This window comes from Nocardioides sp. WJ219, assembly GCF_058559815.1.
Genome location: NZ_JBZUJV010000003.1, coordinates 185,638 through 209,851, shown reverse-complemented (window position 1 = coordinate 209,851; position 24,214 = coordinate 185,638). Strand labels below are relative to the sequence as shown.

The window sequence follows — 24,214 nt, the reverse complement described above, 5'->3', positions numbered from 1 at the left end:
CAAATCTGCCATTCCCGCGCGATCGAACGGCAACGACAGATCCCGGACCGGCGAAACTGCCATTCCCGCGCGATCGAACGGCAACGACAGATCCTAGGCCAGCAAAACTGCCATTCCCGCGCGATCGCGCGGCAACGGCGGGCTACTCCCGCAGCTCGTACGACGACGCGGCCGGGGCGTCGCCGGCGTAGGAGTGCTGGGAGCTGGTGGAGAAGTAGTTGATGCCGATGAAGTTGAACCACAGCGTGGCCAGGCCGACGCAGGCCAGGATGGCGGCGTTGCGACCCTTCCAGCCGGCGGTGGCGCGGGCGTGGAGGTAGGCGGCGTAGACCACCCACGTGATGAAGGCCCAGACCTCCTTGGGGTCCCAGTTCCAGTAGCGCGACCAGGCCTCGTGGGCCCAGATGGGGCCGGTGATCAGCACCGCGAACGTCCACACCGGGAACGCGAAGGCGTGGATGCGGTAGGCGGTGCGGTCGAGGACCGCCAGCGGCGGGATCCGGGAGCCGGGTGCGGCGGCGGCGTCGCCGCCGCGGCGCAGCTTGACCAGGTAGACGATCGAGAGGATGCCGCCCATCGTGAACGCACCGGTGGCGAGCACGGCCGAGACGACGTGGATGACGAGCCAGTAGGAGTTGAGCGCCTCGGTGAGCGGGGCGACCTCGTCGTGCAGCCAGATCACGGCGACCATCAAGGTGGCGGTGACGAACCCGACCACCAGCGGCGCCATCCACTGCAGCGAGAAGCGCCGCAGCAGCACCAGGTAGATCACGGTCACCACGAAGGTGCCCGAGACGGTGAACTCGTACATGTTGCCCCAGGGCACCCGGTTGGGGCTGGCGGCCATGCCCCGGCCGACCAGCGCCACGAGGTGCGCGCCCACCGCGATCAGCGTGAGCATGATGCCGAGCCGGCCCAGGAACTCCGTACGCCGCGCACGCGCCTCGCCGTCGTCCCCGCCGTCGCCGGTGCGTACCGCGAGCGAGCCGTGCCCGACGTCGCGGTCATCGTCACCCGCCGACTCGGCGACCGCGACCTGGCGCAGGCTCGCCCACTCGGCCAGGTGCACCACCAGCGCCAGGAAGTACACGATGCCGGCCGCACCGATCGCCTGGTTGCTGAGCGTCTCCCACCCGGCGTTGGTCATCGGTCGTTCTCCCTCGGGTCCTTCGCGGTGTCCTGCAGGTCGGCGACGATCTCGGCGAGCACGTCGCTCAGGTCGGCGCCGCCGGAGCGGTCGAGCAGCGCCACCTCCACCATGGTCGCACCCTGGCCCCCACCCTCGTCGTCACCCTCGTGACGACGGGCGCGCACCCAGACCCGGCGCGGGCGGATGAACAGCGACCCGAGCAGGCCGATCAGCGCCAGCACGACCCCACCGAGCGCGACCTCCTTGCCGGGGGTCTGGCTGATCTGGATCCGGACCCACGGCTGGACGTCGTCGAAGGTCACCGACCCGAGCCCGTCGGGCAGCTGCTCGGTCTCGCCGACGCGCAGGTCGAGTCGCACCTGCTTGCCGTCGGCCTGGAGCGGGGTCGCGTTCGCCGTCTCGAGCGCGTAGACCGACTGCGGCCCGCCGTCGTCGAGTCCGAGGTCCCCGGTCCACACGTTCATCGAGATCAGCGGGTTGCCGAGCGCGGGGAACAACGACGTCGGGTCGCCGGCCCGGTTCTGCGCGAACGTCGGGAACAGCACCCCCTCGAGGCCGAGCTGCTGGGGCTCCGCGCTCCCCGCCTTGACGACGCCGAAGGACAGGAACGTCTGGTCCTGGGGCAGGAAGACGGTCGGCCCGCGGTAGGCGACCTCGCCCTCGCCGTCGCGCACGGTGATGACCGGCGCGTAGCCGTGACCGACGAGGAACACGTCGGTGCTGCCGATGGTCAGCGGGTGGTTGACCCGCAGGTCGTAGGTCTGCTCCTCGGCGCCGGGGCTCTCGCGGTAGCGCAGCCGGGCGTTGAACTCCCGGGCCGTGCCGGCCGCGGACCCCTTGGTCAGCCAGCTGATGTCGAAGTCGTCGACGCTGAAGGAGAACGGCTCGAAGTCCTCGGGGCCGAACTGGCTGCCGGGGTCGAGGTCGTCGTAGGACGCCGCGGTGTTGGAGAACGCCGGGCCGTCGACGAGCACGATGACGCCGCCCTGGTAGCCGAACAGCCCGCCGACGGCGAAGCCGACCAGCACCACGATCACCGAGATGTGGAAGATCAGGTTGCCCACCTCGCGCGTGTAGCCCTTCTCGGCGCTGACGGCGTCGGCCTGGTCGACCCGCAGCCGGTAGCGGCGGCGACCCAGCACCACACGGGCGCGCTCGAGGACGGCGTCGGCGTCGAGGTCGGTGCGGTAGGACGCGTGGTCGGGCAGCCGCGACAGGTTGCGGGGGGCCACCGGCGGCTTGGCCCGGATCGCGCGGGCGTAGTGGTAGCTGCGCGGGATGATGCAGCCGACGAGGGAGACCATCAGCAGCAGGTAGATCGCGGAGAACCAGACCGAGTCGTAGACCGAGAACAGGCCGAGCCGTTCGTAGACCGGCGTGAGCTGCGGGTGGTCGTCCTTCCAGCGCGTGACGGCGAGCGCGTCGACGCCCTGCTGCGGGATGACCGAGCCCGGCACGGCCGCCAGGGCCAGGAGCAGCAGCAGGACCAGCGCGGTCCGCATCGAGGTGAGCTGGCGCCAGGCCCAGCGCCCGAGCTCGCGCGCGCCCAGCTCGCCGGGCCGCCGGGTGGCGGGACGGTCCTCGAGGTCGACCACTAGACCGCCACCTCGAAGCCGCCCACGAGGCGCAGCTGCACCCACTGCATGGCGTGGTCCCAGAGCCCGGTGACGAGCAGGATCCCGACGACGACCAGCATCGCCCCGCCGGTGCGCATCACGGCCTGCTGGTGGCGACGTACCCAGCGCAGCGCGCCGAGGGAGCGGGCGTAGAACACCCCGGCCACCACGAACGGGACGCCGAGCCCGAGCGCGTAGGCGCCGGAGAGCACCGCACCGCGGGCCGCGGTGGCGTCGGTGTAGGTGAGCCCGACGATCACGCCGTAGGTCGGGCCGATGCACGGCGTCCAGCCGATCGCGAAGAGCGCGCCGATGAGCGGCGCGGCGCCGAGGCCGACGGCGGGCACGGCGTGGATCCGCCACTCGCGCTGCAGCCACGGCACGACCCCGGCGAAGACGAGCCCGAGCGCGATCAGCACGAACCCCATCACGAAGGTGATCTCGTCGGTGTAGCGGCGCAGGGTCAGGCCGACGCCGCCGACGGTGGTGCCGATGAGCACGAACACCGTCGCGAAGCCGAGCACGAACAGCAGCGAGCCGACCAGCATCCGGCCGCGGCGCCGCGACGCCTCACCGGAGGCGAGGTCGGCGCCGGACAGGCCGGTGGCGTAGGAGAGGTAACCGGGAAGAAGCGGGATGACGCACGGGCTGAAGAAGGAGACGAGCCCGGCGATCGCGGCCACCGGCAGGGCCAGGGCCAGCGAGCCGCTCCCGGCCTGCTGCTGGAACCACTCACCCATCCTCGGCCCCGACCTCCTCGACGAGGGCCTCCAGCGTGCCGACCGAGCTCAGCTGAGCGGTGATCAGGGCGGCCACCCGGCCCTGGCGGTCGAGCACGTACGTCGTGGGCGGCGAGCGCGGCACGTAGCTGCCCAGGGCCAGCGTGCCGTCGCCGTCGTCGGCGATGGTCGGGTAGGTGATGTCGAACTCGCGCTCGAACGACCGGGCGTTCTCGAAGGACGTCTCGCGGAAGCTGAGACCCACGAACTCGGCGTCGACCTGCTCCGAGGCCTGCTGCAGCACCGGGGCCTCCGCGCGGCAGGGGTTGCACCACGAGCCCCAGACGTTGAGCACGACGACCTCGCCGCGCAGGTCGGCCAGGTCGACCGGCTCGCCCTGCAGCGACTCGCCGCTGAGCTCGACGGGGTCCTCGCGGTCGTCGGCCGGGACCTGGACGACCGACCCCTCGCCGGTGGGGTAGTTGGCGTCGTCGGTGCCGTCGAGGCCGCCGGAGCAGCCCGTCAGCACGAGGGCGACCAGGAGCGCCACGACGGCGGGACGGCGACGACGGCGAGGGATCACGTCGGCTTCTCCTCCTCGGGGGCACCGCCTGCGGAGAACGTCGCCGACCGGTCGCCGACCGGGATCAGGTCGCCGGCCGGCTCGCTGTAGCGGACCTGGGCGACCCGGTCGCCGACGAAGCGCAGCGAGGTCACCGAGCAGAGGGTGCACTGGCGCTTGCGGGGGTCGTGCACGTAGGTGCGGCGCTTCTCGGCGTGCATCCGGGTGACCCAGATCGGCAGCTGGTGGGAGACGATCACGGCCTCGCGGCCCTCGACGCTGTCGCGGACCTCGGTGATGGCGGCCTTCATCCGCGCCACGATGTCGGCGTAGGGCTCGCCCCAGGAGGGCCGCAACGGGTTCCACAGGTGGCGCCAGTTGCGCGGGTCCTTGAGCGCGTGGCGGTCGGGGCCGAAGGCGTGGCCCTCGAACTTGTTGGCCGACTCGATCACCCGGGCATCGGTCTCGACCTCGACCGCGTGCGCCAGGGCGATCGGCACCGCGGTGTCGCGGGTGCGGTCGAGGGGCGAGCACACGACGCGCGCGACGTCGTGGCCCTCGAAGGACCCCGCGACCTTCTCGGCCATCTGGCGGCCGAGGTCGGAGAGGTGGAAGCCCGGGCGGCGGCCGTACAGCACGCCGTCGGGGTTGTGCACCTCGCCGTGCCGCACCAGGTGGACGACGGTCTCAGGGGTGGCCATGCTCGCCCTCCTGGGCTCGGGCTGCGGCGCGGGCCGCGACGGGAAGGGCGTCGACGACGGCCTGGACGGCACGGTCGTCGTGGGCGGAGGAGAGGAACCACGCCTCGAACGCCGACGGCGGCAGGTAGACGCCGGCGTCGAGCATCGCGTGGAAGAAGGCGGCGTACGCCTTCTGGTCGGTGCGGGACGCGTCGGCGAAGTCGCGCACGGGGCCGTCGCAGAGGAACACCGAGAACATCGTGCCCGCCGACTGGATCGTGTGGGCCACCCCTGCGGCGTCGAGCGCGGCGGCGGCGGCGTCCTTGATGGTCGCGCCTGCGGCGTCGAGGTGGGCGTAGACCTCGTCGGTGGCCAGCCGCAGCGTCGCCAGTCCGGCGGTCGTCGCGATCGGGTTCCCCGACAGGGTGCCGGCCTGGTAGACGGGCCCGTCGGGCGCCAGCATCGACATCACGTCGGCGCGGCCGCCGAACGCCGCCGCGGGGAAGCCGCCGCCCATCACCTTGCCGAAGGTCATCAGGTCGGGTACCCAGCCCTCGACCGCGCCATCGAGACCCCACTGCCCCTGGCGGGAGGCGCGGAAGCCCGTCATCACCTCGTCGCTGACGAACAGCGCGCCGTGCGTGCGGCAGGTCTCGGCCAGGAACGCGTTGAAGCCGGGCTCGGGCGGGACCACGCCCATGTTGCCGGGGGCCGCCTCGGTCACCAGGCAGGCGATCCGGTCGCCGTGCTCGGCGAACGCCGCCGTCACCGCCGCCCGGTCGTGGTAGGGCAGCACCAGCGTGAGCGCGGTCGAGGACGCCGGGACACCCGGCGTGCCGGGCACCGCGAAGGTCGCCAGGCCGGAGCCGGCCGAGGCCAGCAGCGCGTCGACGTGGCCGTGGTAGCAGCCGGCGAACTTGACCACCACGTCGCGGCCGGTGAACGCACGGGCCAGCCGCACCACCGACATCGTGGCCTCGGTGCCGGAGGAGACGAACCGGACGCGCTCGATCGGCGTCCGGGCCACCATCTCCTCGCCGAGCGCGAGCTCGGCCTCGGTCGGGGCGCCGTAGGAGGTGCCGCGGGCGACGGCGGCCTGCACGGCCGCCTGCACCTCGGGGTGGGCGTGCCCGACCAGCATCGGGCCCCACGAGCAGACCAGGTCGACCAGCTCGTTGCCGTCGGCGTCGGTCACCCACGCACCGGCCGCCGAGCGGATGAACCGGGGGGTGCCGCCGACGGCGTTGAAGGCGCGCACCGGCGACGAGACGCCGCCGGGGATGACGGCCCGGGCCCGGTCGAACAGCGCCTGCGAGGCGGGTACGGCGGAGGGCGGGGTCACCCCTCCATTGTCACCGAGGGTCCTGAGGGCGACCGCCCAGGGTCGGGACCGCCTTGGCTGACGTGGCCCAGCCCACCATACTTACCGTGACACGTGGTCGCGGTCACATGTGCTTGTGACGACCGTAACTCCGTGTGACAGCATTCGTTGGGTCCTATGACGCGTACGTGGGGTAGGAAGCGCGTTGCCAGCCACCTCAGGAGATGACATTGTCCGCCTCGCGATTCGGTCGGATGCAGAGGACCGCGGCCCTGGTGCCGCTGGCCCTGCTGTCGGCAGCCTGGACGGCCAGCCTCACCGCGGCCGCCACCCCCACCTCCCCGACCTCCGCCGCCGCGGCTGACCCCGGCGCCCTGCCCGACGGGTCCAGCGTCCCCGCCGAGGCGATCGAGGCCCCGGCGTCGGTCTCCGGCTCCGACGACGTGGCCGGATCGGTGGGCGGCGTCGAGGGCGACGTCGAGCAGATCGTCGCATCCTCCTCCACCAACGGCATCCCCTCGGCCGCGCTCGCCGCCTACCAGCGCGCCGAGACCGTGATCAACGCCGCCGACAAGTCCTGCCACCTGACCTGGCAGCTGGTCGCCGCCATCGGGCGCGTCGAGTCCGACCACGGTCGCTACGGCGGCAACGTGCTGAACGCCGACGGGGTCTCCAAGCCCGGCATCATCGGCATCGCCCTCGACGGCCGCAACGGCACCGCCGTCATCCGCGACACCGACGCCGGCGACTACGACCAGGACGAGAAGTTCGACCGCGCGGTCGGTCCGATGCAGTTCATCCCCTCCACCTGGTCGGTGGTCGGGGTCGACGCCGACAACGACGGCATGCGCAACCCCCAGGACATCGACGACGCGGCCCTGGCCACCGCCGTCTACCTCTGCTCCGGCGACGACGACCTCGCCACGCTGCCCGGGCAGCGGGCCTCGGTCTTCCGCTACAACCACTCCCAGTCCTACGTCGACCTGGTGCTGTCCATCATGGACAACTACCTCGAGGGCGACTTCATGCAGGTCCCCGACGGCACCACCGCGGCCGGCTACCTCTCGCCCGACCCGTCGTACACGCCCTCCGGCGGGAGCGCCGGCACGCCCGACCGCGGCCCGAGCGGTGGCGGCGGCACCCAGGACCAGGGGGGCGAGCAGGTCGACCCCGGCCAGACCGGCCAGCCCGAGCCCGAGCCCGAGCCGGACCCCCAGCCCGAGCCCCAGCCGGAGCCCGACAAGGACGACGGCCCCCAGCTCCCCACCCCGCCCATCACCGTCCCGCCGCTGCCCGAGACCAGCATCGAGCCGGTCGACAAGATCCTCACCCTCGCCCAGGCGATCGTGCAGTGCACCCTCGACGGCTACGTCGACAACCTGCTGGTCAAGAACGACCCGTTCGACAAATGCATCGTGCGGTACACCACGAAGTAGGCGCGGCGAGCGCGCCGACCCGGACCGGCCGGATCAGCGCGCGAGCAGCCTCGCGGCCTCGGCGGCCCAGTAGGTGAGCACCATGTCGGCACCGGCGCGCCGGATCGAGAGCAGCGTCTCGAGGATCGCGGGCTCGCGGGCGATCCAGCCGCGCTCGGCCGCGGCCTCGACCATCGCGTACTCCCCGGAGATGTTGTACGCCGCCACCGGCACGTCGACCGCGTCGCGCACCCGGCGCAGCACGTCGAGGTAGGCCAGGGCCGGCTTGACCATCACCAGGTCGGCGCCCTCGGCGACGTCGAGGAGGGCCTCGCGCACGCCCTCGCGGCCGTTGGCGGTGTCCTGCTGGTAGGTGCGGCGGTCGCCCTGGAGGGAGGAGGCGACGGCCTCGCGGAACGGGCCGTAGAAGGCGGAGGCGTACTTGGCCGAGTAGGCCAGGATCGCGACGTCGGTGTGGCCGGCGCCGTCGAGGGCGGCCCGCACCACGGCGACCTGGCCGTCCATCATGCCGCTGGGGCCGACGAGGTCGACACCGGCGGCGGCCTGCGCCCGGGCCATCTCGGCGTACACCGCGAGGGTGGCGTCGTTGTCGACGCGCCCGTCGGCGGTGAGCACGCCGCAGTGGCCGTGGTCGGTGAACTCGTCGATGCACAGGTCGGCCATCACCGGCAGCGCGTCGCCGACCTCGGCGACCACGTCGGCGATGGCGCGGTTGAGGACCCCGTCGGGATCGACGCCGCCCGACCCGACGGCATCCTTGTGCTCGGGGATGCCGTAGAGCATGATCCCGGCCAGCCCGAGGGAGGCGGCCTCGGCCGCAGCGGCCCGCACCGAGTCGGTCGTGTGCTGGACGACGCCGGGCATCGAGGCGATCGGCCGCGGCTCGCTCAGCCCCTCACGGACGAAGACCGGCAGCACGAGGTGCCGGGCCTCGAGCGAGGTCTCGGCGACCGAGCGACGCAGCGCCGCCGTGGTGCGCAACCGACGTGGGCGGACGACGGGCGGCGTCAGGTCGGTCATGCGGTCATCCTCCCCCGACGCTGGCTGAGGAGGCCGGCCACGGCCGTCTCGAAGCCACCGCAGTGGTCTCGAGACGGGCCTGGCGGCCCTCCTCGACCGGCGACGTGATCAGGCCTTGGCGCGGCTGGAGCGCCGGGCGGGCGGCTTGCGGTCGGACGGCTTGGTGACCGGCTCGCCGGCCTCGACCAGCGAGGCCCGGCGGGCGGCACCGAAGTCGGCCAGCGCTCCCACGAGCTCGTCGACGTCGGGCGCCGGGGCGAGGACGTCGACCCGGAGGCCGTGCTCCTCAGCGGTCTTGGCGGTCGCCGGGCCGATCACCGCGATCACCGTCGACGGGTGCGGCTTGCCGGCGATGCCGACCAGGTTGCGCACCGTGGAGGAGGAGGTGAAGACGACCGCGTCGAAGCGGCCCGACTTGATGGCGTCGCGCACCGGCGCCGGCGGCGGGGTGGCACGCACGGTGCGGTAGGCGGTGACGTCGTCGCACTCCCAGCCGAGCTCGACCAGGCCGGCGACGAGGGTCTCGGTGGCGATGTCGGCGCGGGGCAGGAAGACCCGGTTGATCGGGTCGAGCACCTCGTCGTACTCGGGCCAGTCGGCCAGCAGCCCGGCGGCGGACTGCTCGCCCGAGGGCATCAGGTCGGCGCGCAGGCCCCACGCGGCGATGGCTGCGGCGGTCTTCTCGCCGACCGCGGCGATCTTGAGCCCGGAGAAGGCGCGGGCGTCGAGCCCGTACTCCTCGAACTTCTCGCGCACGGCCTTGACGGCGTTGACCGAGGTGAACGCGATCCACTCGTAGCGGCCGTCGACCAGGGCGCGGACGGCCTTGTCCATCTGCAACGGGTTGCGCGGCGGCTCGACCGAGATGGTCGGCACCTCCTCGGGCACGGCGCCGTGGCCGCGCAGGCCGAGCGACAGCGAGGCCGCCTGGTCCTTGGTGCGCGGCACCAGCACCCGCCAGCCGAACAGCGGCTTGGTCTCGAACCACGACAGCGTCTCGCGCAGGTCGACGACCTCGCCGACCACGGTGATCGCCGGCGGCGTCATCCGGGCCGCGCGGGCGTCGGCGGCGACGTGCTCGAGGGTCGAGGTGACCGTCACCTGCTCGGTCGTGGTGCCGACCCGGGTCATCGCGACGGGGGTGGAGGCCGAGCGGCCCGCGGCGACGAGCTCGGCGGCGATCTCACCGATCTGGCCGACCGCCGAGAGCAGCACCAGGGTGCGGCCGTCGGCGTACTGGCTCCAGTCGACGCGCGAGGCGGCGTTGTCGCCACAGGTGACGACGGCGACCTCGCGGTGGTCCTTGGTGGTCAGCGGGATGCCGGCGTACGCCGGGACCGCGCCGACCGAGGAGACGCCGGGCACGATCTCGAAGCCGATGCCCGACTTGGCGCAGGCCTGCGCCTCCTCGGGGCCGGAGGCGTAGAGGAACGGGTCGCCGGCCAGCAGGCGGACGACGCGCAGGCCGCGCTTGGCCTGCTTGACCACGAGCTTGGCGCGGGTCGCGTGGGTCAGCGGCTGGCCGTCCTCGCCGAAGCCGCCGTCGACGAGCTCGGGGTGAACCGGCTCGGCCTCGGGGTCGGCGTCGGTGAGGTCGGTGTCGGCCGGGTCGGGCAGCCCGAGGAGCGTCCGGACCAGGGGCGCGTGCTCGGGGGACTCGGTGATCACGACGTCGGCCTGGCGCAGCAGGTCGACGGCTCGGACCGTCAGCAGGTCGGGGTCACCCGGACCGCTGCCGACGAACGACACCCAGGCGCGGGCGATCCGATCGGCGGCGGTGGGGGTCTTTGCTCGCGTCATGCGTGTGGCACCTCTACTGACTCTGTGTCGAATGGACCGTGCGTGGCGGCGGTGCCGTCGCGCTGCCCGTCGTTAGGTGGAGCGGTGGTCGCAGCCGGTGGATCCAGCTGTCCTGCCCCGTCGGCGAGCATCTCGCTCGCCAGCCGGGTGCCGACGCCGGTGGCGTCGGTCGGGTCGCCCGATGCGGACATCCGCACCGAGAGCGTCCCGTCGAGCGAGAGCGCGATGGCCCTCACCCAGAGCTCGTCCCCGTCGTCACCCTCGACGACCTCGGCCAGGGCGCCGATGGGTGCCGAGCAGCCGCCCTCGAGGGTCGACAGCACGGCCCGCTCGGCCTCCACGGCCGCCCGCGAGAGCGGGTCGTCGAGGAGCGCGAGGGCGGAGACCAGGTCGTCGTCGGCGCGGCACTCGATCGCGAGCGCACCCTGGCCGGGGGCGGGGAGCATCTGCAGGGGGTCGAGGGTCTCGGTGACGTCGCCGAGCCGCTCGATCCGGGACAGGCCGGCACGCGCGAGGACGACGCCGTCGAGCTCGCCGCCGTGGACCTTGGCGATGCGGCTGTCGATGTTGCCGCGCACGTTGACGACGTCGAGACCGAGGCCGAGGGCGTGCAGCTGGGCGACCCGGCGCGGTGACCCGGTGCCGACCCGCGAGCCGACCGGCAGCTCGCCGAGCGTCAGCCCGTCACGGGCGACGATGGCGTCGCGGGGGTCCTCGCGGGTGGGCACGGCTGCCAGCGCGATGCCGGCGGCCGGCTGGGTGGGCAGGTCCTTGAGCGAGTGCACGGCGACGTCGACCCGGCCGTCGAGCAGCGCCTCGCGCAGCGCGCTGACGAAGACCCCGGTGGCCGACGCCGGCAGCGTGGCCAGCGGGGTGCCCGCGGACTGGCTGCGGTCGCCGTCGGTGGTGATCTCGACCAGCTCGGTCTCGCGCCCCAGGTGGGTGCGCACCAGGTCGGCGACGTGGCCGGCCTGGGTGGTGGCCAGCAGGCTGCGGCGGGTGCCGATGCGGACGGTCGCGGACAGGGGTGGGGCGGAGGTCACGGGCCCACCTCGGGGCGGGTGACGGCGTCGACCGCGTCGGGGTCGAGCGCGAACAGCTCGGCCAGGGCGCGCTCGTAGGACACGGCGCCCTGCTCGTTGACGAGCTCCTTGACGCGCACCGTCGGCTCGTGGAGCAGCTTGTCGGCGACCCGGCGCACGGTGTGGCGGATCTCGGCACGCGAGGCTTCGTCGAGCCGCGGCAGCCGGGACTCGAGCCGCGCCATCTCGGCGTCGACGACGGCGGTGGCCATGGAGCGCAGCGCGACCACGGTGGGCGTGACGCTGGCCTGGCGGCGAGCGGCGAGGAAGGCGTTGACCTCCTCGCCGACGATGCGGCGGACCTCGAGCACCTCGCGGCCGGCGTCGCTGTCGGAGAGCGCCTCGGAGAGCTCGGCCAGACCGACCAGCGTGACGCCGGGCAGGTCGCCCACGCTCGGCTCGACGTCGTGCGGCAGGGCGACGTCGACGACGGAGAGGGGGGTCTCGACGCCCGCGCGGGCGGTGGCGACCATGTCGCGGGTCACCAGCACGCCGGTCGCGCCGGTGCAGGTGATGACCAGGTCGGCCCGGGTCAGCTCGTCGGCGAGGTCGGCGAGGGCGACGGGGTGGGCGGCGTACTCGGCGGCGAGGCGCACGGCCCGGTCGGGGGTGCGGTTGACGACGCTGATGTGGGCGGCACCGAGCCTGCTGGCGGTGGCCGTGGCCAGGGCCGCCATCGAGCCGGCCCCGACGACGACGACGTAGGAGCCGACGAGGTCGCCGTCGGCGGCGCCCTCGGAGCGCTGGAGGCCGGCGCTGACCAGGGTCGGGGCGACCCGGTCGATGCCGGTCTCGGCACGGGCGCGCTTGCCGACCCGCAGGGCCTGCTGGAACAGGGAGTTCAGGGCGGGGCCGACGGTGCCGGCCTCCTGCCCCACGCGCAGCGCCGCGCGGGTCTGACCGAGGATCTGGCCCTCGCCGACCGCCATCGAGTCCAGGCCCGAGGCCACCTGGAACAGGTGGGCGACCGCGCCGTCGTCGTAGTGCACGTAGAGGTGGGGCAGCATCGCCTCGGCCGTGCCGCCGGCCCGCTCGACCAGGAGCCTGGACAGCGACTCGACGCTGCCGTGGAAGCGGTCGACGTCGGCGTAGACCTCGACCCGGTTGCAGGTCGAGACGACCGTGACCTCGGTGACGTGGGGGCACGACGACGCGTCGCCGAGCAGCTTCTGGACGCCCTCGGCGTCGAGCGCGACCCGCTCGAGGACCGACACGGGGGCGCTGTTGTGGGAGATCCCGACCACCAGGACGCTCATCGTTGCCACCTCATAGGTTCTGGGCCTTCCGCTGCTCGTGGTAGGCCAGGATCTGGAGCTCGATCGACAGGTCGACCTTGCGGACGTCGACCCCGTCGGGCACCGCGATCACCGACGGTGCGAAGTTGAGGATGCTGGTGATGCCGCAGCCGACCATCCGGTCGGCGACGTCCTGGGCCGCCGCGGCCGGGGTGGCGATCACACCGATGGCGACGCCGTGGGTCTCGACGATCTCCTCGAGGTCGCCGAAGGGGCGGACGTCGACGCCGGCGACGACCTCGCCGTGGCGGGTCGTGTCGGCGTCCAGCAGCGCGACCACCCGGAACCCGCGGCTGCGGAACCCGGAGTAGTTGGCCAGCGCGTGGCCGAGGTTGCCGATGCCGACGATGACGACGGGCCAGTCCTGGGTCACGCCGATCTCGCGGGCGATCTGGTAGCGCAGGTAGTCGACGTCGTAGCCGACCCCGCGGGTGCCGTAGCTGCCGAGGTAGGAGAGGTCCTTGCGGAGCTTGGCGGAGTTGACGCCCGCGGCGAGCGCCAGCTCCTCGCTGGAGCACGTGCGGGTGCCGTCGTCGGCGAGCGTGTTGAGCGCCCGCAGGTAGACGGGCAGGCGGGCGACCGTCGCCTCCGGGATGTCCCGGGCGCTCTCGCTGGTGGTGCGTGCGGTCACTGCTCTGCTTCCTAGCCGGACCCGGGGAGGGTGGACCGGCGCGTTCACAGTAGGAGGTTTGTGAACGCGGGAACAAATCGAGCGGGCGTGGCCTAGCACACGAGATCGATGGTCGCGCGGACGGGTCGGTTCGGCTCCGGCGTCAGGTCAACGCGGCCCGCAGGCGCGCCTCGTCGACGCGGTGGAAGTCGTGCTGCCGGCCGTCGACGAAGGTCACCGGCACCTCGTCGGTGAACCGCCGCTGCAGCGCGGGGTCGTCGTCGACCATGACCACGTCGTAGTGCTCCCCCAGGTCGGCGCAGACCCGGGCGACGACGGCCTCGGCCTCCTCGCACAGGTGGCAGCCCGGGCGGGAGTAGAGGACGACGCGCGGGCCGGCGGGCCGGCGACGGAGCCTCATCGGAGCCTCATCGGTGGCTCACTCGAGCAGGCCGAGCGCGCGGCGTCGTTCGCGTCCGCGCAGCCGGCCCTTCTGCACCTTGCCGGTGACGCTGTAGGGCAGCTCGTCGACGACCTCGATCCGGCTCGGCACCTTGAACCGCGCCAGGCCGCGCTCGCACGCCGCGCGTACGGCGTCCTCGACCGCGGCCGGGTCGGCGCCGGGGGCGACGACGTAGGCCACGACGGCCTCGCCGGTGGTCTCGTCGTCGACCCCGAAGACCGCGACCTCGACCACCTCGGCGACCTCCGCGACGACGCGCTCGACCTCGACCGGGTAGACGTTGAAGCCCGAGACGATGACGAGCTCCTTGACCCGGTCGACGAGGAACACGTCGCCGTCGGCGTCGACGAAGCCCACGTCGCCGGTCGACCACCAGCCGTCGGCGTCGGGCCCGTCGGCGCCGTCGGGCCAGTAGCCGCTGAACAGGTTGGCGCCCCGGAGCTGGATCTGGCCGGGGTCGTCGGACCACTCGGGGACCACCGCGCCGCCCTCGTCGACGAGCCGCAGCTCGATCCCGTCGAGGGGTGCGCCGACCGAGCCCGCGGGGGCCGTCTCCGAGCGGAGCGTGGTGGTCACCACGGGCGCCGCCTCCGTGAGCCCGTAGCCCTGGTGGACCGGGATCCCCGTGCGCTCGACGAACTCGCGGACCACCTCGGCCGACACCGGCGCCGAGCCCGAGAGCACGAGGCGCACCGGCCCGAGGCGCCCGGCCAGGTCGACGTCGCGCCAGTGGGCGAAGACGGCGGGGGCGACCGGCACCACGCTGCACGCCTCGTCGTCGATGAGGTCGAGGGTGCCCTGGGGGTCGAAGCGGTCGGCCAGCACCAGCTTGGCCCGGCTGGCGAGCACCGTGCCGAGCACCGCGTTGAGGCCGTAGACGTGGAACAGGGGCAGCACCCCGAGGACGACGTCGTCGCCGTGGATCATCGGCGGCTCGACGGCCGCGACCTGGGCGATGTTGGCGGCCAGGGCGCGGTGGCTGAGCATCGCGCCGCGCGGCAGGCCCGACGTACCGCTGGTGTAGAGGAGGGCGGCGAGGCGCTCGGGGTCGTGGAGGGGCGGCACGGGGCGAGCGGTGTCGGCGCGCAGGTGGTCGTAGGACCGCTCGCCGGGCTGCAGCGTCGAACCGACCACCACCACCCGGGGCTTGACCAACCGCGCCAGGACCTCCGCGGGGACGTCGTCGGTCAGGCTCGAGGGGGCGCCCGCGAGCGCGTCGTCGACCAACCGGGCCGCCTCGCGGACGGTGGTCACCGTGTCGCCGTCGGCGACGACCATGCGGGCCCCGCAGTCGGCGACGACGCGGGCGACCTCGCGGGCGCTCGAGCCGGGGTTGAGGGGGACGGCGACGGCGTGGGCGCGCAGCACCCCGAGGTAGGTGCTGACGAACTCGAGGCGGTTGCCGGTGATCACGACGATGCGGTAGCCGGCCACGACCCCGGCCGCGGCCAGGCCGGTGGCCACCCGCCCGACCTCGTCGTCGAGCTCGGACCAGGTCAGGCTGCGGCCGCCGGACTCGACCACGGCGAGCTTGTCGGGGTGCTCGGCCGCGGCGCTCGCGAGGAGCGCGGCCGGGCCCGCGTCGACGTCGGTAGGTGAACTGGCGGCGAGCATGCGCGGAGTCTACGAGCCCGCCGCGGCGCCGGGGATGGACCGAACGGCCAGCCCGCGCTCGTCCGGACCGGCCACGGCGCGCCCGCGCCGCGCCCCCGTCGCGCCCGCATCGCGGCGCCCGGATCAATACAGTGAGCCCGTGCCTCCCTCGGACAAGCAGCGTCGGCCGCCCAACCTGCGGCAGCGCTCGACGATGGCCGGGGAGGCGGCGGCCGCGGCAGCCGAGGTGGAGGTGGCGCTCGACCACCCGGTCGACCCGACCTCGGCGGCGTTCTTCGACGTCGACAACACCGTGATGCAGGGCGCGAGCATCTTCCACCTCGCGCGGGGACTGCACCGGCGCGACTTCTTCACCACCCGCGACATCCTGGGCGCGGCCTGGAAGCAGGCCTACTTCCGCGTCGTCGGCGTCGAGGACCCCGACCACATCGCCGAGACCCGCGCCTCCGCCCTCGGCTTCATCGCCGGGCACACCGTCGCCGAGCTCGAGGACCTCGTCGAGGAGATCTTCGACGAGGGCATGGCCCACCGGATCTGGCCCGGCACCCGGGCGCTGGCCCAGCTCCACCTCGACCAGGGGCAGCGCGTCTGGCTGGTGACCGCCGCCCCCATCGAGATCGCCCAGACCATCGCCCGGCGGCTCGGGCTGACCGGCGCGATGGGCACCGTCTCCGAGCACGTCGACGGCGTCTACACCGGCCGGCTCGTCGGCGACATGCTGCACGGCCCGGCCAAGGCCGAGGCCGTCAAGGCGCTGGCCGCCCGCGAGGGGCTCGACCTGGCGCGCTGCTCGGCGTACTCCGACTCCGCGAACGACCTGCCGATGCTCGGCCTGGTGGGCGACCCCGTCGCGATCAACCCCGACGCACGGCTGCGCGCCCACGCCCGCGCCCAGGGCTGGCGGGTCCGCGACTACCGGACCGGTCGCAAGGCAGCGCGCGCCGGGCTGCTGGTGGGCGGCGTCGCCGGTGCCGTGACCGGCACCGTGGCCGCCGGCATCGCCGTACGTCGCCACCGCGGGTGACCACGACGCGTGACCCACGTCACTCCGGACGGGCCAGTCACCCCCGCGATCGCTATACGTCCGCCCGGGACCTGATCTACCCTGCCGGAAAGGGTTCTGGGGAGAGCCCCTTGCGGGAGGGCGCACAACATGCCTCAGCCGAGGCCGGACGTCGCGCGCGGGCTCGAAGCCCTGCGCCGGGCCGTCGCGCGCCTGCTCGAGGCACCCACGGCCGGCCTGACGCCGGCCCTGGCCGACGGCATCCTCCGCACCGAGGCCGCCTACGACGGCAGCCTCGACTCGACCGCCGACAGCGGCGCCGGAGGTGCCGGCGGCGTCGGTGACCTCGGCGGCACCGGGTCGGGGAGCGGCTACGGCGACGCCGGGCTCGCCACGTCGTCGGAGGAGTCGGAGGCCGACCGCACCCGGCTGATCGCCCTGGTCGAGCTGGCGCGCGGCGGCGACGCCGAGGCGTTCGGGCAGCTCTACGACCACTACCAGCCCTCGGTCTACCGCTTCCTCTTCTACCGGACCCGCTCCGCGCCGCTGGCCGAGGACCTCACCTCCGAGACGTTCTTCCGGGCGCTGCGCAACATGACCGGCTTCCGCTGGCAGGGCAAGGACTTCGGCGCCTGGCTGATGACCATCGCCCGCAACCTCGCCACCGACCACTTCAAGGCCGGCCGGACCCGCCTGGAGATGACGACCGAGGACATGGGGGCGCACGACGACGCCACCGAGGGCCCCGAGTCGCTGGTGCTGGCCGGGATCACCCACGAGCTGCTCCTCCAGGCCCTGACCGAGCTGCCCGACGAGCAGCGCGACTGCCTGGTGATGCGGTTCCTGCAGGGGATGAGCATCGCCGAGACCGCCGCCGTCCTCGGCCGCTCCGACGGGGCGGTCAAGCAGCTGCAGCTGCGCGGGGTCCGCAACCTCGCCAAGCTGATGCCCGAGGGGATCCGGGACCGATGATCCTCCACGCTTTTGCCTGTCGGCCAGCCGTAACCCCGGGCGCAGGGACCTCGTTGAGGCCTGTGACAGGCCCTGACGGCACCCGCGACATCCCAGGACGGACGCGATGAGCCCCGTGTTCCCGACGCGACGGCGCGCCGAGCAGTTCAGCGCGATGGTCGAGGACTCCTCGACCGGGCTCCGCGACACGGACCCCTCCGGCCCGCACTCCGACCTCCTTCCCCTCCTCGGCGTCGTCGCCGGCCTGCGCGAGACGCCGCCCCCGCAGGCTCGCCCGGAGTTCGTCACCGACCTGCGCAGCCAGCTGATGGTGGCGGCCGAGACCGCACTGGTCCCCGAGACCGCCGAGCCGGCCGGCAGGACCCGGCCCGCGCCGCGTCGTACGCCCCGCGAGCGACGGCTGGCCGTCGCGATCGGTGGCTTCGCGCTCGTCACTGCCTCGACGTCGATGTCCTACGCCGCGCAGTCGGCCCTGCCGGGCGACACGCTCTACCCGCTCAAGCGCGCGCTCGAGAACGCCCAGGAGTCCGTGGCCCGCGACGCCGACGACAAGGGCGCCGCGATGCTCGGCAACGCGGAGGGGCGCCTCGACGAGGTCGACCAGCTCAGCCGCGCGGGCGAGCAGGACCCCGAGGTCATCGCCGAGACGCTCGAGGACTTCACCGACCAGGCGGTCGAGGCCTCCGACGTGCTGCTCGGCGACTACGCCGAGACCGGGCGCGTCTCCTCCATCGAGGAGCTGCGGTCGTTCACCGCGCAGAGCCTCGACGCCCTCGACCTGCTCGAGGAGCTCGTGCCGCCCGGCGCCCGCGCCTCGGTGATCGAGGCCACCCGGGTGCTCGACACGATCAACCAGCGGGTGCGCGAGGTCTGCCTCACCTGCGACCCCGCCTCGCTGCTGCCCGACATCGCCAGCGCCGCCGGCCTCGGCCCGTTGCTCGAGAACGCCATCGACGCCGCCCCGCGCCCGAGCGCAGCCCCCGCCCCGAAGCAGCAGGAGACGCGGCCCCCCGCCGACACCCCGCAGACCCGCCCGCCGACCGCGGGCTCCGACCCGGCCCCGGCCGACCTGCCGCCGGTACAGCCCCCGGCGGCCGAGCCGGAGCAGCCGAAGCCGCCGCGCGACCCGCGCCCCAGCACTCCCCCGGCACCCAAGGACCCGCTCGGCGGCGTCGTCACCGACCTCGGCGACCCCCTCGGCGACCTGCTCACCGGCATCGGCGAGACCGTCGACGACCTCCTCCCCGGCCAGCCCCCCAAGCCCAAGAACTGACGTCGCGCTGACCCGTCGTACATGTGCGACGGGTCACCATCGTTTTCGCGCTGACCCGTCGCATCGTTGCGACGGGTCACCGTCGTTTTCGCGCTGACCCGTCGCATCGTTGCGACGGGTCACCGTCGTTTTCGCGCTGACCCGTCGCATCGTTGCGACGGTCAGCGCACCATCGCTACTTGAAGACGGACTGGCGCTGCATCAGGAGGGCGTAGAGGGTCTGCTGGATGGTCTCGCGGACCTGGTCGGTGACGTCGAAGACGAGCATCGGGTCGTCGGCGGCGCCCGGCTCGTAGTCGTCGGTGCGGATGGGCTCACCGAACTCGAGCAGCCACTTCGACGGCAGCGGTACCAGGCCGAGCGGGCCGAGCAGGGGGAAGAGCGGCGTGATCGGGATGTAGGGGACGCCGAGCAGCCGGGCCAGGGCCGGGATGTTGCCGACGAGGGGATAGATCTCCTCGGCGCCGACCACCGCCAGCGGCACGATCGGGACCCCGGTGCGCAGCGCCGCCGAGACGAAGCCGCCGCGGCCGAAGCGCTGGAGCTTGTAGCGCTGGGAGTAGGGCTTGCCGATGCCCTTGAACCCCTCGGGCCAGACGCCGACCAGCTCGCCGCCGCGCAGCATCCGCTCGGCGTCCTCGTTGCAGGCGAGGGTGGCGCCGCTCTTGCGGGCCAGGTTGCTCACGACCGGCATCTTGAAGACCAGGTCGGCGCCCAGGGCGCGCAGGTGGCGCCCGGTGTGGTCGTGGACCGAGACCATCGTCATCAGGCCGTCGACGGGCACGGTGCCGGAGTGGTTGGACACCACCAGTGCGCCGCCCACGGTGGGGATGTTGTCGATGCCGCGGACCTCGATGCGGAACCACTGCTGGGCGATCGGGCGCAGCACGGCCATGAAGAACCGCTCGGTGATCTCGGCGTCGAAGCCGTACTCGTCGACGACGTAGTCACCGGTCACCCGGCGGCGCAGGAACGCGAGGAACTGGGCGAGCCGGGGCTCCCACTGGTCGCCGAAGACCTCGAGCGCGGCCTCCTGGAACGCCGAGAGCCAGGCCGCGGTGGGGATGCCGCGGAGCGGGTGGCGCTCGGTGACGCTGGTCGAGGACGTCGTCACGACCGACGCCGACGCGACGTCGTCGGTCGGCGGCGCGGGCTCGGTGGCGGGCTCGGTGGCGGGCTCGGGCTGCTCGCGCTCCGCGGCGGGGGGTCGCGCGCCAGGAGCCAGGCCTCGGGCAGCCGACGACGGCGCCTTGCCGGTGCCGCGACCGGGCTTGCCGCGGGTGCCGATCGGGATGATCTCGGCGTCACCCACGGGGACCACCGGGTCCGGACGGCGCCCCGGGCGCCGCGACGAGCGACGGGGTGGAGGCGGGAGGGGTGCTGGGCAGCCGGTCGGCCAGCCCGCCGAGGACCCGGTCGGCGTGGCCGCCGGTGGGCGTCAGGCCGGCGGCGAAGTCGGCGAAGGCCTCGGCGGTGGTGTAGCGCGGCTCGAAGCCGAGCACCTCGCGCATCTGGGTCGTGTCGACGCCGCGGCCGTAGGTGAGGAACGACCGCTGCTCGGGCGAGAAGTCGGCGACCCGCGCGGAGCGCAGGGCCGAGCCCAGGCTGCCGACGGCGAACCCGGGCAGCGGGACCGCGGGGCGCTTGAGGCGGCGTACGGCCTGGCTGAGCATCAGCACCCCGGACCCGGCGACGTTGAACGTGCCGGGTACGTCGGTGGCGACCGCGTGCTGCAGGACGCTGCGCAGGTCGTCCTCGTGCAGGAACTGCAGCCGGGCGTCGTAGCCCAGGACGGTCGGGACGACCGGCAGTCGGAAGTACGACGTCAGCGGGCTCACCACGTGGGGGCCGATCACGTTGGCGCAGCGCAGCATCGTCACCCGGACGTCGCTGCGGCGCCGCGCGAAGCCGCGCACGTAGCCCTCGACCTCGGCGACGTCCTTGGCGTAACCCGTGCGGGGTGCGCCACGGGGGTTCATGTCCTCGGTGAACATCGCCGGGTCGCGGCTGCTGGCGCCGTAGACCGTGGTGGTCGACTTCACCACCAGGTCGGTCACGCTCGGCGCCTTCTGGCACGCGGCCAGGAGCTGCATCGTCCCGATGACGTTGTGCTCCTTCATCGTGCCGCGACCACCCGCGCTGCCGGGGGTGGCGATCACGCTCATGTGGACGACGGTGTCGACGTCCTCCTTGGCGATGACCTTGGCGATGACGGGGTTGCGGATGTCGGCGCGGACGAAGGAGACGTCACCGATGTCGCCGCGGGGCGGCGTCACGTCGACGCCGATGACCCGACGCACGGACGGGTCGTCGGCGATCGCGCGGGCGCACCGGCGGCCGAGGTCGCGGGAGACCCCGGTGACGAGCACGACCTTGTCGCCGCCGGCCATGGCAGGGAGCCTGCGCTACTTCCCGAGCTTGCGACGCTGGACGCGCGTCTTCTTCAGGAGCTTGCGGTGCTTCTTCTTGGCCATGCGCTTGCGGCGCTTCTTGATGACGGAACCCACGACTACCAACTTCCACGTTCGAGTGCACCCGGAAGACCCGGGCGAGGCGCCCAGCCTAACGGCCGCACGATCACACGGCGGAATCGGTCCCGCGTCGCCGGTGGTCTCGAGACGGGCCTGGCGGCCCTCCTCGACCAGCGTGGGTCACCGACGGTGGTCGCGCGTGGGCCACCGACCCACGGTGGTCGAGCAGGTTGCGCTGGCAACCGTCTCGACACCACCGCAGGGTGCGGACGGCGTCGGATGTCGTGGGGTGGCCGGCCGCTAGCCGGCGTCGTAGAAGGACTTGCGCAGGTACTCGTCGACGTCCTCCTCGGCGACACGGAAGGAACGGCCGACGCGCACGGCCGGGAGCTCACCGCCGTGCACCAGTCGGTAGACGGTCATCTTGGAGACGCGCATCAGCGCGGCCACCTCGGCGATCGTGAGGAACTTCGGGTCGGACAGGCCACCGGACGAGCTCATGGGGCACCAGCTTTCTTCTGCATCCGCCACCAGCTTCCCCACCGGTGATGACACGGGCGCAACGAGAGGACAATAGGGCCTGATGTGACGCGTGGGGAAGGATTTGCCGGTGAAACCTGTGAGCCGGCGGCGTGGCTACCAGCTCGCGGGGTCCAGCCCGTGGTACGGAAAGGCCGCTACCCGGGTCGCGTGGACGCTCCGGTCGAGCCACGAACCGGGGTCGTAGCCGTCCTCCCAGGGTCGCCAGCGCGGCCCGTCGGGCCCGAGGTCGAGGTCGGTCATCAGGGCCGGTCCGCGCGTGCCCAGCAGCTCCTCGACGTGGTGGCGCCACGCCGCCGGGACCGGCGTGCGGGGGTCGAGCGGGGCGCCGGCGACCACCGCGAGCAGGTGCGTCCAGGCGCGCGGCACGACGTCGGCGACGGCGTACCCGCCCCCGCCCGTGGCCACCCAGCGACCGCCCGCGACCTCGTGGGCCAGGTCGTGCAGGGCGACGTACGCCGCGCGCTGGCCGTCGACGGTCAGCTCGAGGTCGGCGAGCGGGTCGTCGCGGTGGGAGTCGCAGCCGTGCTGGGTGACCAGCACGTCGGGGGCGAACTCCCGCAGCAGCGGCGGTACGACGGCGTGGAAGGCGCGCAGCCAGCCGGCATCGCCGGTGCCGGGCGGCAGCGGCACGTTGACGGCGTACCCCTCGGCGCCGGGGCCGCCCACGTCGCCGGAGGCGCCGGTGCCGGGGAAGAGGAACTGACCCGACTCGTGCAGCGAGATCGTGAGCACCCGGGGGTCGTCGCGGAAGACGGCCTCGACGCCGTCGCCGTGGTGGACGTCGACGTCGACGTAGGCGACCCGCTCGGCGCCCTGGTCGAGCAGCCAGCGGATGCCGACGGCGACGTCGTTGTAGACGCAGAACCCGCTGGCCCGGTCGGGCATCGCGTGGTGCAGGCCGCCGGTGACGTTGGCGCTGTGGAGGCTCTCGCCCGACCAGACCCGCCGGCACGCCTCGACCGTGGCGCCGACGACGTGGGCGCTGGCCTCGTGCATGCCGTCGAAGACCGGGTTGTCGTCGGTGCCGAGCCCGACGTGGTCGTCCGGCGCGGCCCGGCGCACGGCCTCGACCATCCGGTCCTGGTGGACCGTGGCGATCAGGTCGTCGCCGGCCATCGGCGCGGGGACGGTGAGCAGGCGCGGGCCGACGACCCCGAGCGCCTCGGCGAGCCGCATCGTCAGATCGACGCGCACCGGCGCCATCGGGTGCGTCGGCCCGAAGTCGTACGCCGTCAGGCTCGGGTCGAAGACCACGGTGGCCGGGCCAGGACGCCGCTGCATCCCTGAGACACTAACCGCCATGACCGGGACGGCCGAGCGCACCCAGCACCGCCGCTCCACCCGACCCGCGTCGGTCTCCGGCCTGCCGCTGTGGGTCCGCGCCGCGGCGGTCTACCTGGCACTGCGGCTGGTGACCTGGCTGCTGATGGAGCAGGCCGCCGACCAGGCCGGCTTCTACCCCGGGGTGCAGCCGGGCGTGGAGGGCCCGACCGAGGACGACCTGACCCTGACCCTCAACTGGGACGCCCGGTGGTACGGCGAGATCGTCGACAACGGCTACCCCGACGAGCTGCCCCTGCGCCCCGACGGCCGGGTCGAGCAGAACGCGTGGGCCTTCTACCCCGTCTACCCGTACGCCGTCCGGTTCGTCGCCGCCGTCCTCGGCTCCGACTTCGCCACGGTCGCGCCACTGCTGTCGCTGGTCGCGGGTCTCGGCGCGGCGATGGTGATGGCGCGGCTGCTGGTCGAGACGCTCCCCCGCACCCCGCGGACCGAGCACGTCGCGCTGGCGGCGGTCGCGGTCTGGGCGGCGTGCCCGGTCGCGCCGGTGCTGCAGATGGCCTACACCGAGTCGTTCTCGATGCTGCTGCTCGTCACGTTCCTGCTGCTGCTGGTGCGCGAGCGGTGGTGGCTCGCGGGGGCGTGCGCCCTGGTGCTCGGGTTGACGCGGCCGATCGCGCTGCCGCTGGTGGTCGTGGTCGTCGCCGCCCTGTGGCTGCGGTGGCGCGCCCGCGGCGAACGCCCGCTCGGACGCCGCGAGCAGGTGGCGATGGTCGGCGCGTTCGGCGCCACCGGCCTGTCCGGCGCCCTGTGGACCACCATCGCGGCGATCGGCGCCGAGCGCCGCGACGCCTACCCCGCCACCATGACCGCCTGGCGCGGCGAGGACTCGATCGACGTGCTCGAGCCGTGGCGCCAGACGGTCTCGTGGGCGTGGGAGACCCACGACAAGGTGTTCGTGCTGCCGGCGCTCGGGATCGTGGTGCCGACGGTCCTGGCGCTGCTGATGCTGGTCCCCCGGCTCGGCGGCGGGCTCGACCTGCGGCTGCGGGTCTGGGCGGCGGCGTACTCGCTCTACCTGGTGGCGGTCGTCGACGGCCACACCAGCATCTTCCGCTACCTGCTGCCGCTGTTCCCGCTGGCGGTGCTGCTCGTCGGCGCCCACCGACCCGAGCCGCGGTGGTGGCAGCTGCGCACGACGTTCTGGGTGGTGGCCGGGATCATCGGCCAGGCGGGGTGGATCTGGTGGCTGGTGGTCTTCGCGCCGCTGCCGGGCGGCGGCGACTACCCGCCGTAGGGTCGG

23 protein-coding genes are annotated in these 24,214 nt (G+C 73.5%); 5 read left to right on the top strand and 18 right to left on the bottom strand.

The features are described 5' to 3' along the window. Window positions 1-142: 142 nt before the first annotated feature. Genes ccsB through hemL form a run of 6 tightly spaced genes read right to left on the bottom strand, consistent with a single transcriptional unit; the run spans window position 143 to window position 6,069 of the window. Complete coding sequence (gene ccsB / locus AC4MBH_RS08880; RefSeq protein WP_491794479.1) at window positions 143-1,147, bottom strand: c-type cytochrome biogenesis protein CcsB; 1,005 nt, start codon at window positions 1,145-1,147, stop codon at window positions 143-145. Then, a complete protein-coding gene (resB, locus tag AC4MBH_RS08875; protein ID WP_491794477.1) occupies window positions 1,144-2,745 on the bottom strand; it encodes a cytochrome c biogenesis protein ResB in 1,602 nt (533 codons plus the stop codon). The genes ccsB and resB overlap by 4 nt, the downstream gene beginning before the upstream one ends. Further along, entirely contained in the window at window positions 2,745-3,506 is a 762-nt protein-coding gene (locus AC4MBH_RS08870) for a cytochrome c biogenesis CcdA family protein (RefSeq protein ID WP_491794476.1), read from the bottom strand. Before AC4MBH_RS08870 ends, resB begins: the two co-directional genes overlap by 1 nt. Then, window positions 3,499-4,068: a TlpA family protein disulfide reductase gene (locus AC4MBH_RS08865; protein WP_491794475.1), complete on the bottom strand. Its 570-nt coding sequence runs from the start codon at window positions 4,066-4,068 to the stop codon at window positions 3,499-3,501. Before AC4MBH_RS08865 ends, AC4MBH_RS08870 begins: the two co-directional genes overlap by 8 nt. After that, window positions 4,065-4,748 carry a histidine phosphatase family protein gene (locus tag AC4MBH_RS08860; RefSeq protein WP_491794474.1) on the bottom strand — a complete coding sequence of 228 codons (684 nt, stop codon included), beginning with the start codon at window positions 4,746-4,748 and terminating at the stop codon, window positions 4,065-4,067. The genes AC4MBH_RS08865 and AC4MBH_RS08860 overlap by 4 nt, the downstream gene beginning before the upstream one ends. Then, complete coding sequence (hemL, locus tag AC4MBH_RS08855; protein ID WP_491794473.1) at window positions 4,735-6,069, bottom strand: glutamate-1-semialdehyde 2,1-aminomutase; 1,335 nt, start codon at window positions 6,067-6,069, stop codon at window positions 4,735-4,737. The genes AC4MBH_RS08860 and hemL overlap by 14 nt, the downstream gene beginning before the upstream one ends. A 233-nt stretch (window positions 6,070-6,302) precedes the next feature. Between hemL and AC4MBH_RS08850 the strand changes: the two genes are divergently transcribed. Next, window positions 6,303-7,484, top strand: coding sequence for a lytic transglycosylase domain-containing protein (locus AC4MBH_RS08850; protein ID WP_491794472.1), 1,182 nt, complete (start codon window positions 6,303-6,305; stop codon window positions 7,482-7,484). Between the two features lie 33 nt (window positions 7,485-7,517). Here AC4MBH_RS08850 and hemB read toward each other — a convergent pair whose 3' ends face one another. The 7 genes from hemB to AC4MBH_RS08815 form a co-directional block, all read right to left on the bottom strand. Then, window positions 7,518-8,504 (bottom strand): porphobilinogen synthase, encoded by a 987-nt coding sequence (gene hemB / locus AC4MBH_RS08845; RefSeq protein WP_491794471.1) that lies wholly within the window; start codon window positions 8,502-8,504, stop codon window positions 7,518-7,520. Window positions 8,505-8,612: 108 nt separating this feature from the next. Further along, a complete protein-coding gene (locus AC4MBH_RS08840; RefSeq protein WP_491794470.1) occupies window positions 8,613-10,304 on the bottom strand; it encodes a bifunctional uroporphyrinogen-III C-methyltransferase/uroporphyrinogen-III synthase in 1,692 nt (563 codons plus the stop codon). After that, window positions 10,301-11,347 carry a hydroxymethylbilane synthase gene (gene hemC / locus AC4MBH_RS08835; protein ID WP_491794469.1) on the bottom strand — a complete coding sequence of 349 codons (1,047 nt, stop codon included), beginning with the start codon at window positions 11,345-11,347 and terminating at the stop codon, window positions 10,301-10,303. The genes AC4MBH_RS08840 and hemC overlap by 4 nt, the downstream gene beginning before the upstream one ends. After that, window positions 11,344-12,642: a glutamyl-tRNA reductase gene (locus AC4MBH_RS08830; protein WP_491794468.1), complete on the bottom strand. Its 1,299-nt coding sequence runs from the start codon at window positions 12,640-12,642 to the stop codon at window positions 11,344-11,346. Before AC4MBH_RS08830 ends, hemC begins: the two co-directional genes overlap by 4 nt. A 10-nt stretch (window positions 12,643-12,652) precedes the next feature. After that, window positions 12,653-13,312, bottom strand: a complete 660-nt coding sequence (locus AC4MBH_RS08825) for a redox-sensing transcriptional repressor Rex (RefSeq protein ID WP_491794467.1) — start codon at window positions 13,310-13,312, stop codon at window positions 12,653-12,655. Window positions 13,313-13,454: 142 nt separating this feature from the next. Next, window positions 13,455-13,712, bottom strand: coding sequence for a glutaredoxin family protein (locus AC4MBH_RS08820; protein ID WP_491794466.1), 258 nt, complete (start codon window positions 13,710-13,712; stop codon window positions 13,455-13,457). Between the two features lie 18 nt (window positions 13,713-13,730). After that, on the bottom strand, window positions 13,731-15,368 hold the full coding sequence (locus tag AC4MBH_RS08815) for a class I adenylate-forming enzyme family protein (RefSeq protein WP_491794465.1): 1,638 nt from the start codon (window positions 15,366-15,368) through the stop codon (window positions 13,731-13,733). 139 nt (window positions 15,369-15,507) lie between these two features. Between AC4MBH_RS08815 and AC4MBH_RS08810 the strand changes: the two genes are divergently transcribed. From AC4MBH_RS08810 to AC4MBH_RS08800, 3 genes are all read left to right on the top strand, one after another. Further along, complete coding sequence (locus AC4MBH_RS08810; RefSeq protein ID WP_491794464.1) at window positions 15,508-16,392, top strand: HAD family hydrolase; 885 nt, start codon at window positions 15,508-15,510, stop codon at window positions 16,390-16,392. A 129-nt stretch (window positions 16,393-16,521) separates the two neighbouring features. Further along, window positions 16,522-17,343 carry a sigma-70 family RNA polymerase sigma factor gene (locus AC4MBH_RS08805; protein WP_491794463.1) on the top strand — a complete coding sequence of 274 codons (822 nt, stop codon included), beginning with the start codon at window positions 16,522-16,524 and terminating at the stop codon, window positions 17,341-17,343. Window positions 17,344-17,449: 106 nt separating this feature from the next. Next, entirely contained in the window at window positions 17,450-18,616 is a 1,167-nt protein-coding gene (locus tag AC4MBH_RS08800; RefSeq protein ID WP_491794461.1) for a DUF5667 domain-containing protein, read from the top strand. Window positions 18,617-18,791: 175 nt separating this feature from the next. Here the strand turns inward: AC4MBH_RS08800 and AC4MBH_RS08795 are convergent, their stop codons facing one another. From AC4MBH_RS08795 to AC4MBH_RS08775, 5 genes are all read right to left on the bottom strand, one after another. After that, entirely contained in the window at window positions 18,792-19,928 is a 1,137-nt protein-coding gene (locus tag AC4MBH_RS08795; RefSeq protein WP_491794460.1) for a lysophospholipid acyltransferase family protein, read from the bottom strand. Next, entirely contained in the window at window positions 19,921-21,006 is a 1,086-nt protein-coding gene (locus AC4MBH_RS08790; protein WP_491794458.1) for an NAD-dependent epimerase/dehydratase family protein, read from the bottom strand. Before AC4MBH_RS08790 ends, AC4MBH_RS08795 begins: the two co-directional genes overlap by 8 nt. A 15-nt stretch (window positions 21,007-21,021) precedes the next feature. Continuing rightward, the gene (locus AC4MBH_RS08785; RefSeq protein WP_008356322.1) at window positions 21,022-21,123 is read right to left on the bottom strand and encodes a 30S ribosomal protein bS22; all 102 of its coding nucleotides are present in this window, start codon (window positions 21,121-21,123) and stop codon (window positions 21,022-21,024) included. Window positions 21,124-21,387: 264 nt separating this feature from the next. Next, on the bottom strand, window positions 21,388-21,588 hold the full coding sequence (locus tag AC4MBH_RS08780; RefSeq protein WP_491794452.1) for a helix-turn-helix domain-containing protein: 201 nt from the start codon (window positions 21,586-21,588) through the stop codon (window positions 21,388-21,390). Between the two features lie 135 nt (window positions 21,589-21,723). Further along, window positions 21,724-22,911 (bottom strand): acetoin utilization protein AcuC, encoded by a 1,188-nt coding sequence (locus tag AC4MBH_RS08775; protein WP_491794450.1) that lies wholly within the window; start codon window positions 22,909-22,911, stop codon window positions 21,724-21,726. A gap of 19 nt (window positions 22,912-22,930) precedes the next feature. Between AC4MBH_RS08775 and AC4MBH_RS08770 the strand changes: the two genes are divergently transcribed. Then, entirely contained in the window at window positions 22,931-24,208 is a 1,278-nt protein-coding gene (locus AC4MBH_RS08770) for a hypothetical protein (RefSeq protein ID WP_491794449.1), read from the top strand. The last annotated feature ends 6 nt before the right edge of the window (window positions 24,209-24,214 follow it).

Coding starts and splice junctions, on each gene's coding strand:
- AC4MBH_RS08820 (WP_491794466.1), bottom strand. CDS start 13,712: ATGAGGCTCCGTCGCCGGCCCGCCGGCCCGCGCGTCGTCCTCTACTCC.
- ccsB (WP_491794479.1), bottom strand. CDS start 1,147: ATGACCAACGCCGGGTGGGAGACGCTCAGCAACCAGGCGATCGGTGCG.
- AC4MBH_RS08805 (WP_491794463.1), top strand. CDS start 16,522: ATGCCTCAGCCGAGGCCGGACGTCGCGCGCGGGCTCGAAGCCCTGCGC.
- AC4MBH_RS08850 (WP_491794472.1), top strand. CDS start 6,303: ATGCAGAGGACCGCGGCCCTGGTGCCGCTGGCCCTGCTGTCGGCAGCC.
- AC4MBH_RS08790 (WP_491794458.1), bottom strand. CDS start 21,006: ATGGCCGGCGGCGACAAGGTCGTGCTCGTCACCGGGGTCTCCCGCGAC.
- AC4MBH_RS08830 (WP_491794468.1), bottom strand. CDS start 12,642: ATGAGCGTCCTGGTGGTCGGGATCTCCCACAACAGCGCCCCCGTGTCG.
- AC4MBH_RS08775 (WP_491794450.1), bottom strand. CDS start 22,911: ATGCAGCGGCGTCCTGGCCCGGCCACCGTGGTCTTCGACCCGAGCCTG.
- AC4MBH_RS08800 (WP_491794461.1), top strand. CDS start 17,450: ATGAGCCCCGTGTTCCCGACGCGACGGCGCGCCGAGCAGTTCAGCGCG.
- AC4MBH_RS08780 (WP_491794452.1), bottom strand. CDS start 21,588: ATGAGCTCGTCCGGTGGCCTGTCCGACCCGAAGTTCCTCACGATCGCC.
- AC4MBH_RS08815 (WP_491794465.1), bottom strand. CDS start 15,368: ATGCTCGCCGCCAGTTCACCTACCGACGTCGACGCGGGCCCGGCCGCG.
- AC4MBH_RS08860 (WP_491794474.1), bottom strand. CDS start 4,748: ATGGCCACCCCTGAGACCGTCGTCCACCTGGTGCGGCACGGCGAGGTG.
- AC4MBH_RS08770 (WP_491794449.1), top strand. CDS start 22,931: ATGACCGGGACGGCCGAGCGCACCCAGCACCGCCGCTCCACCCGACCC.
- AC4MBH_RS08840 (WP_491794470.1), bottom strand. CDS start 10,304: ATGACGCGAGCAAAGACCCCCACCGCCGCCGATCGGATCGCCCGCGCC.
- AC4MBH_RS08870 (WP_491794476.1), bottom strand. CDS start 3,506: ATGGGTGAGTGGTTCCAGCAGCAGGCCGGGAGCGGCTCGCTGGCCCTG.
- hemB (WP_491794471.1), bottom strand. CDS start 8,504: ATGACCGACCTGACGCCGCCCGTCGTCCGCCCACGTCGGTTGCGCACC.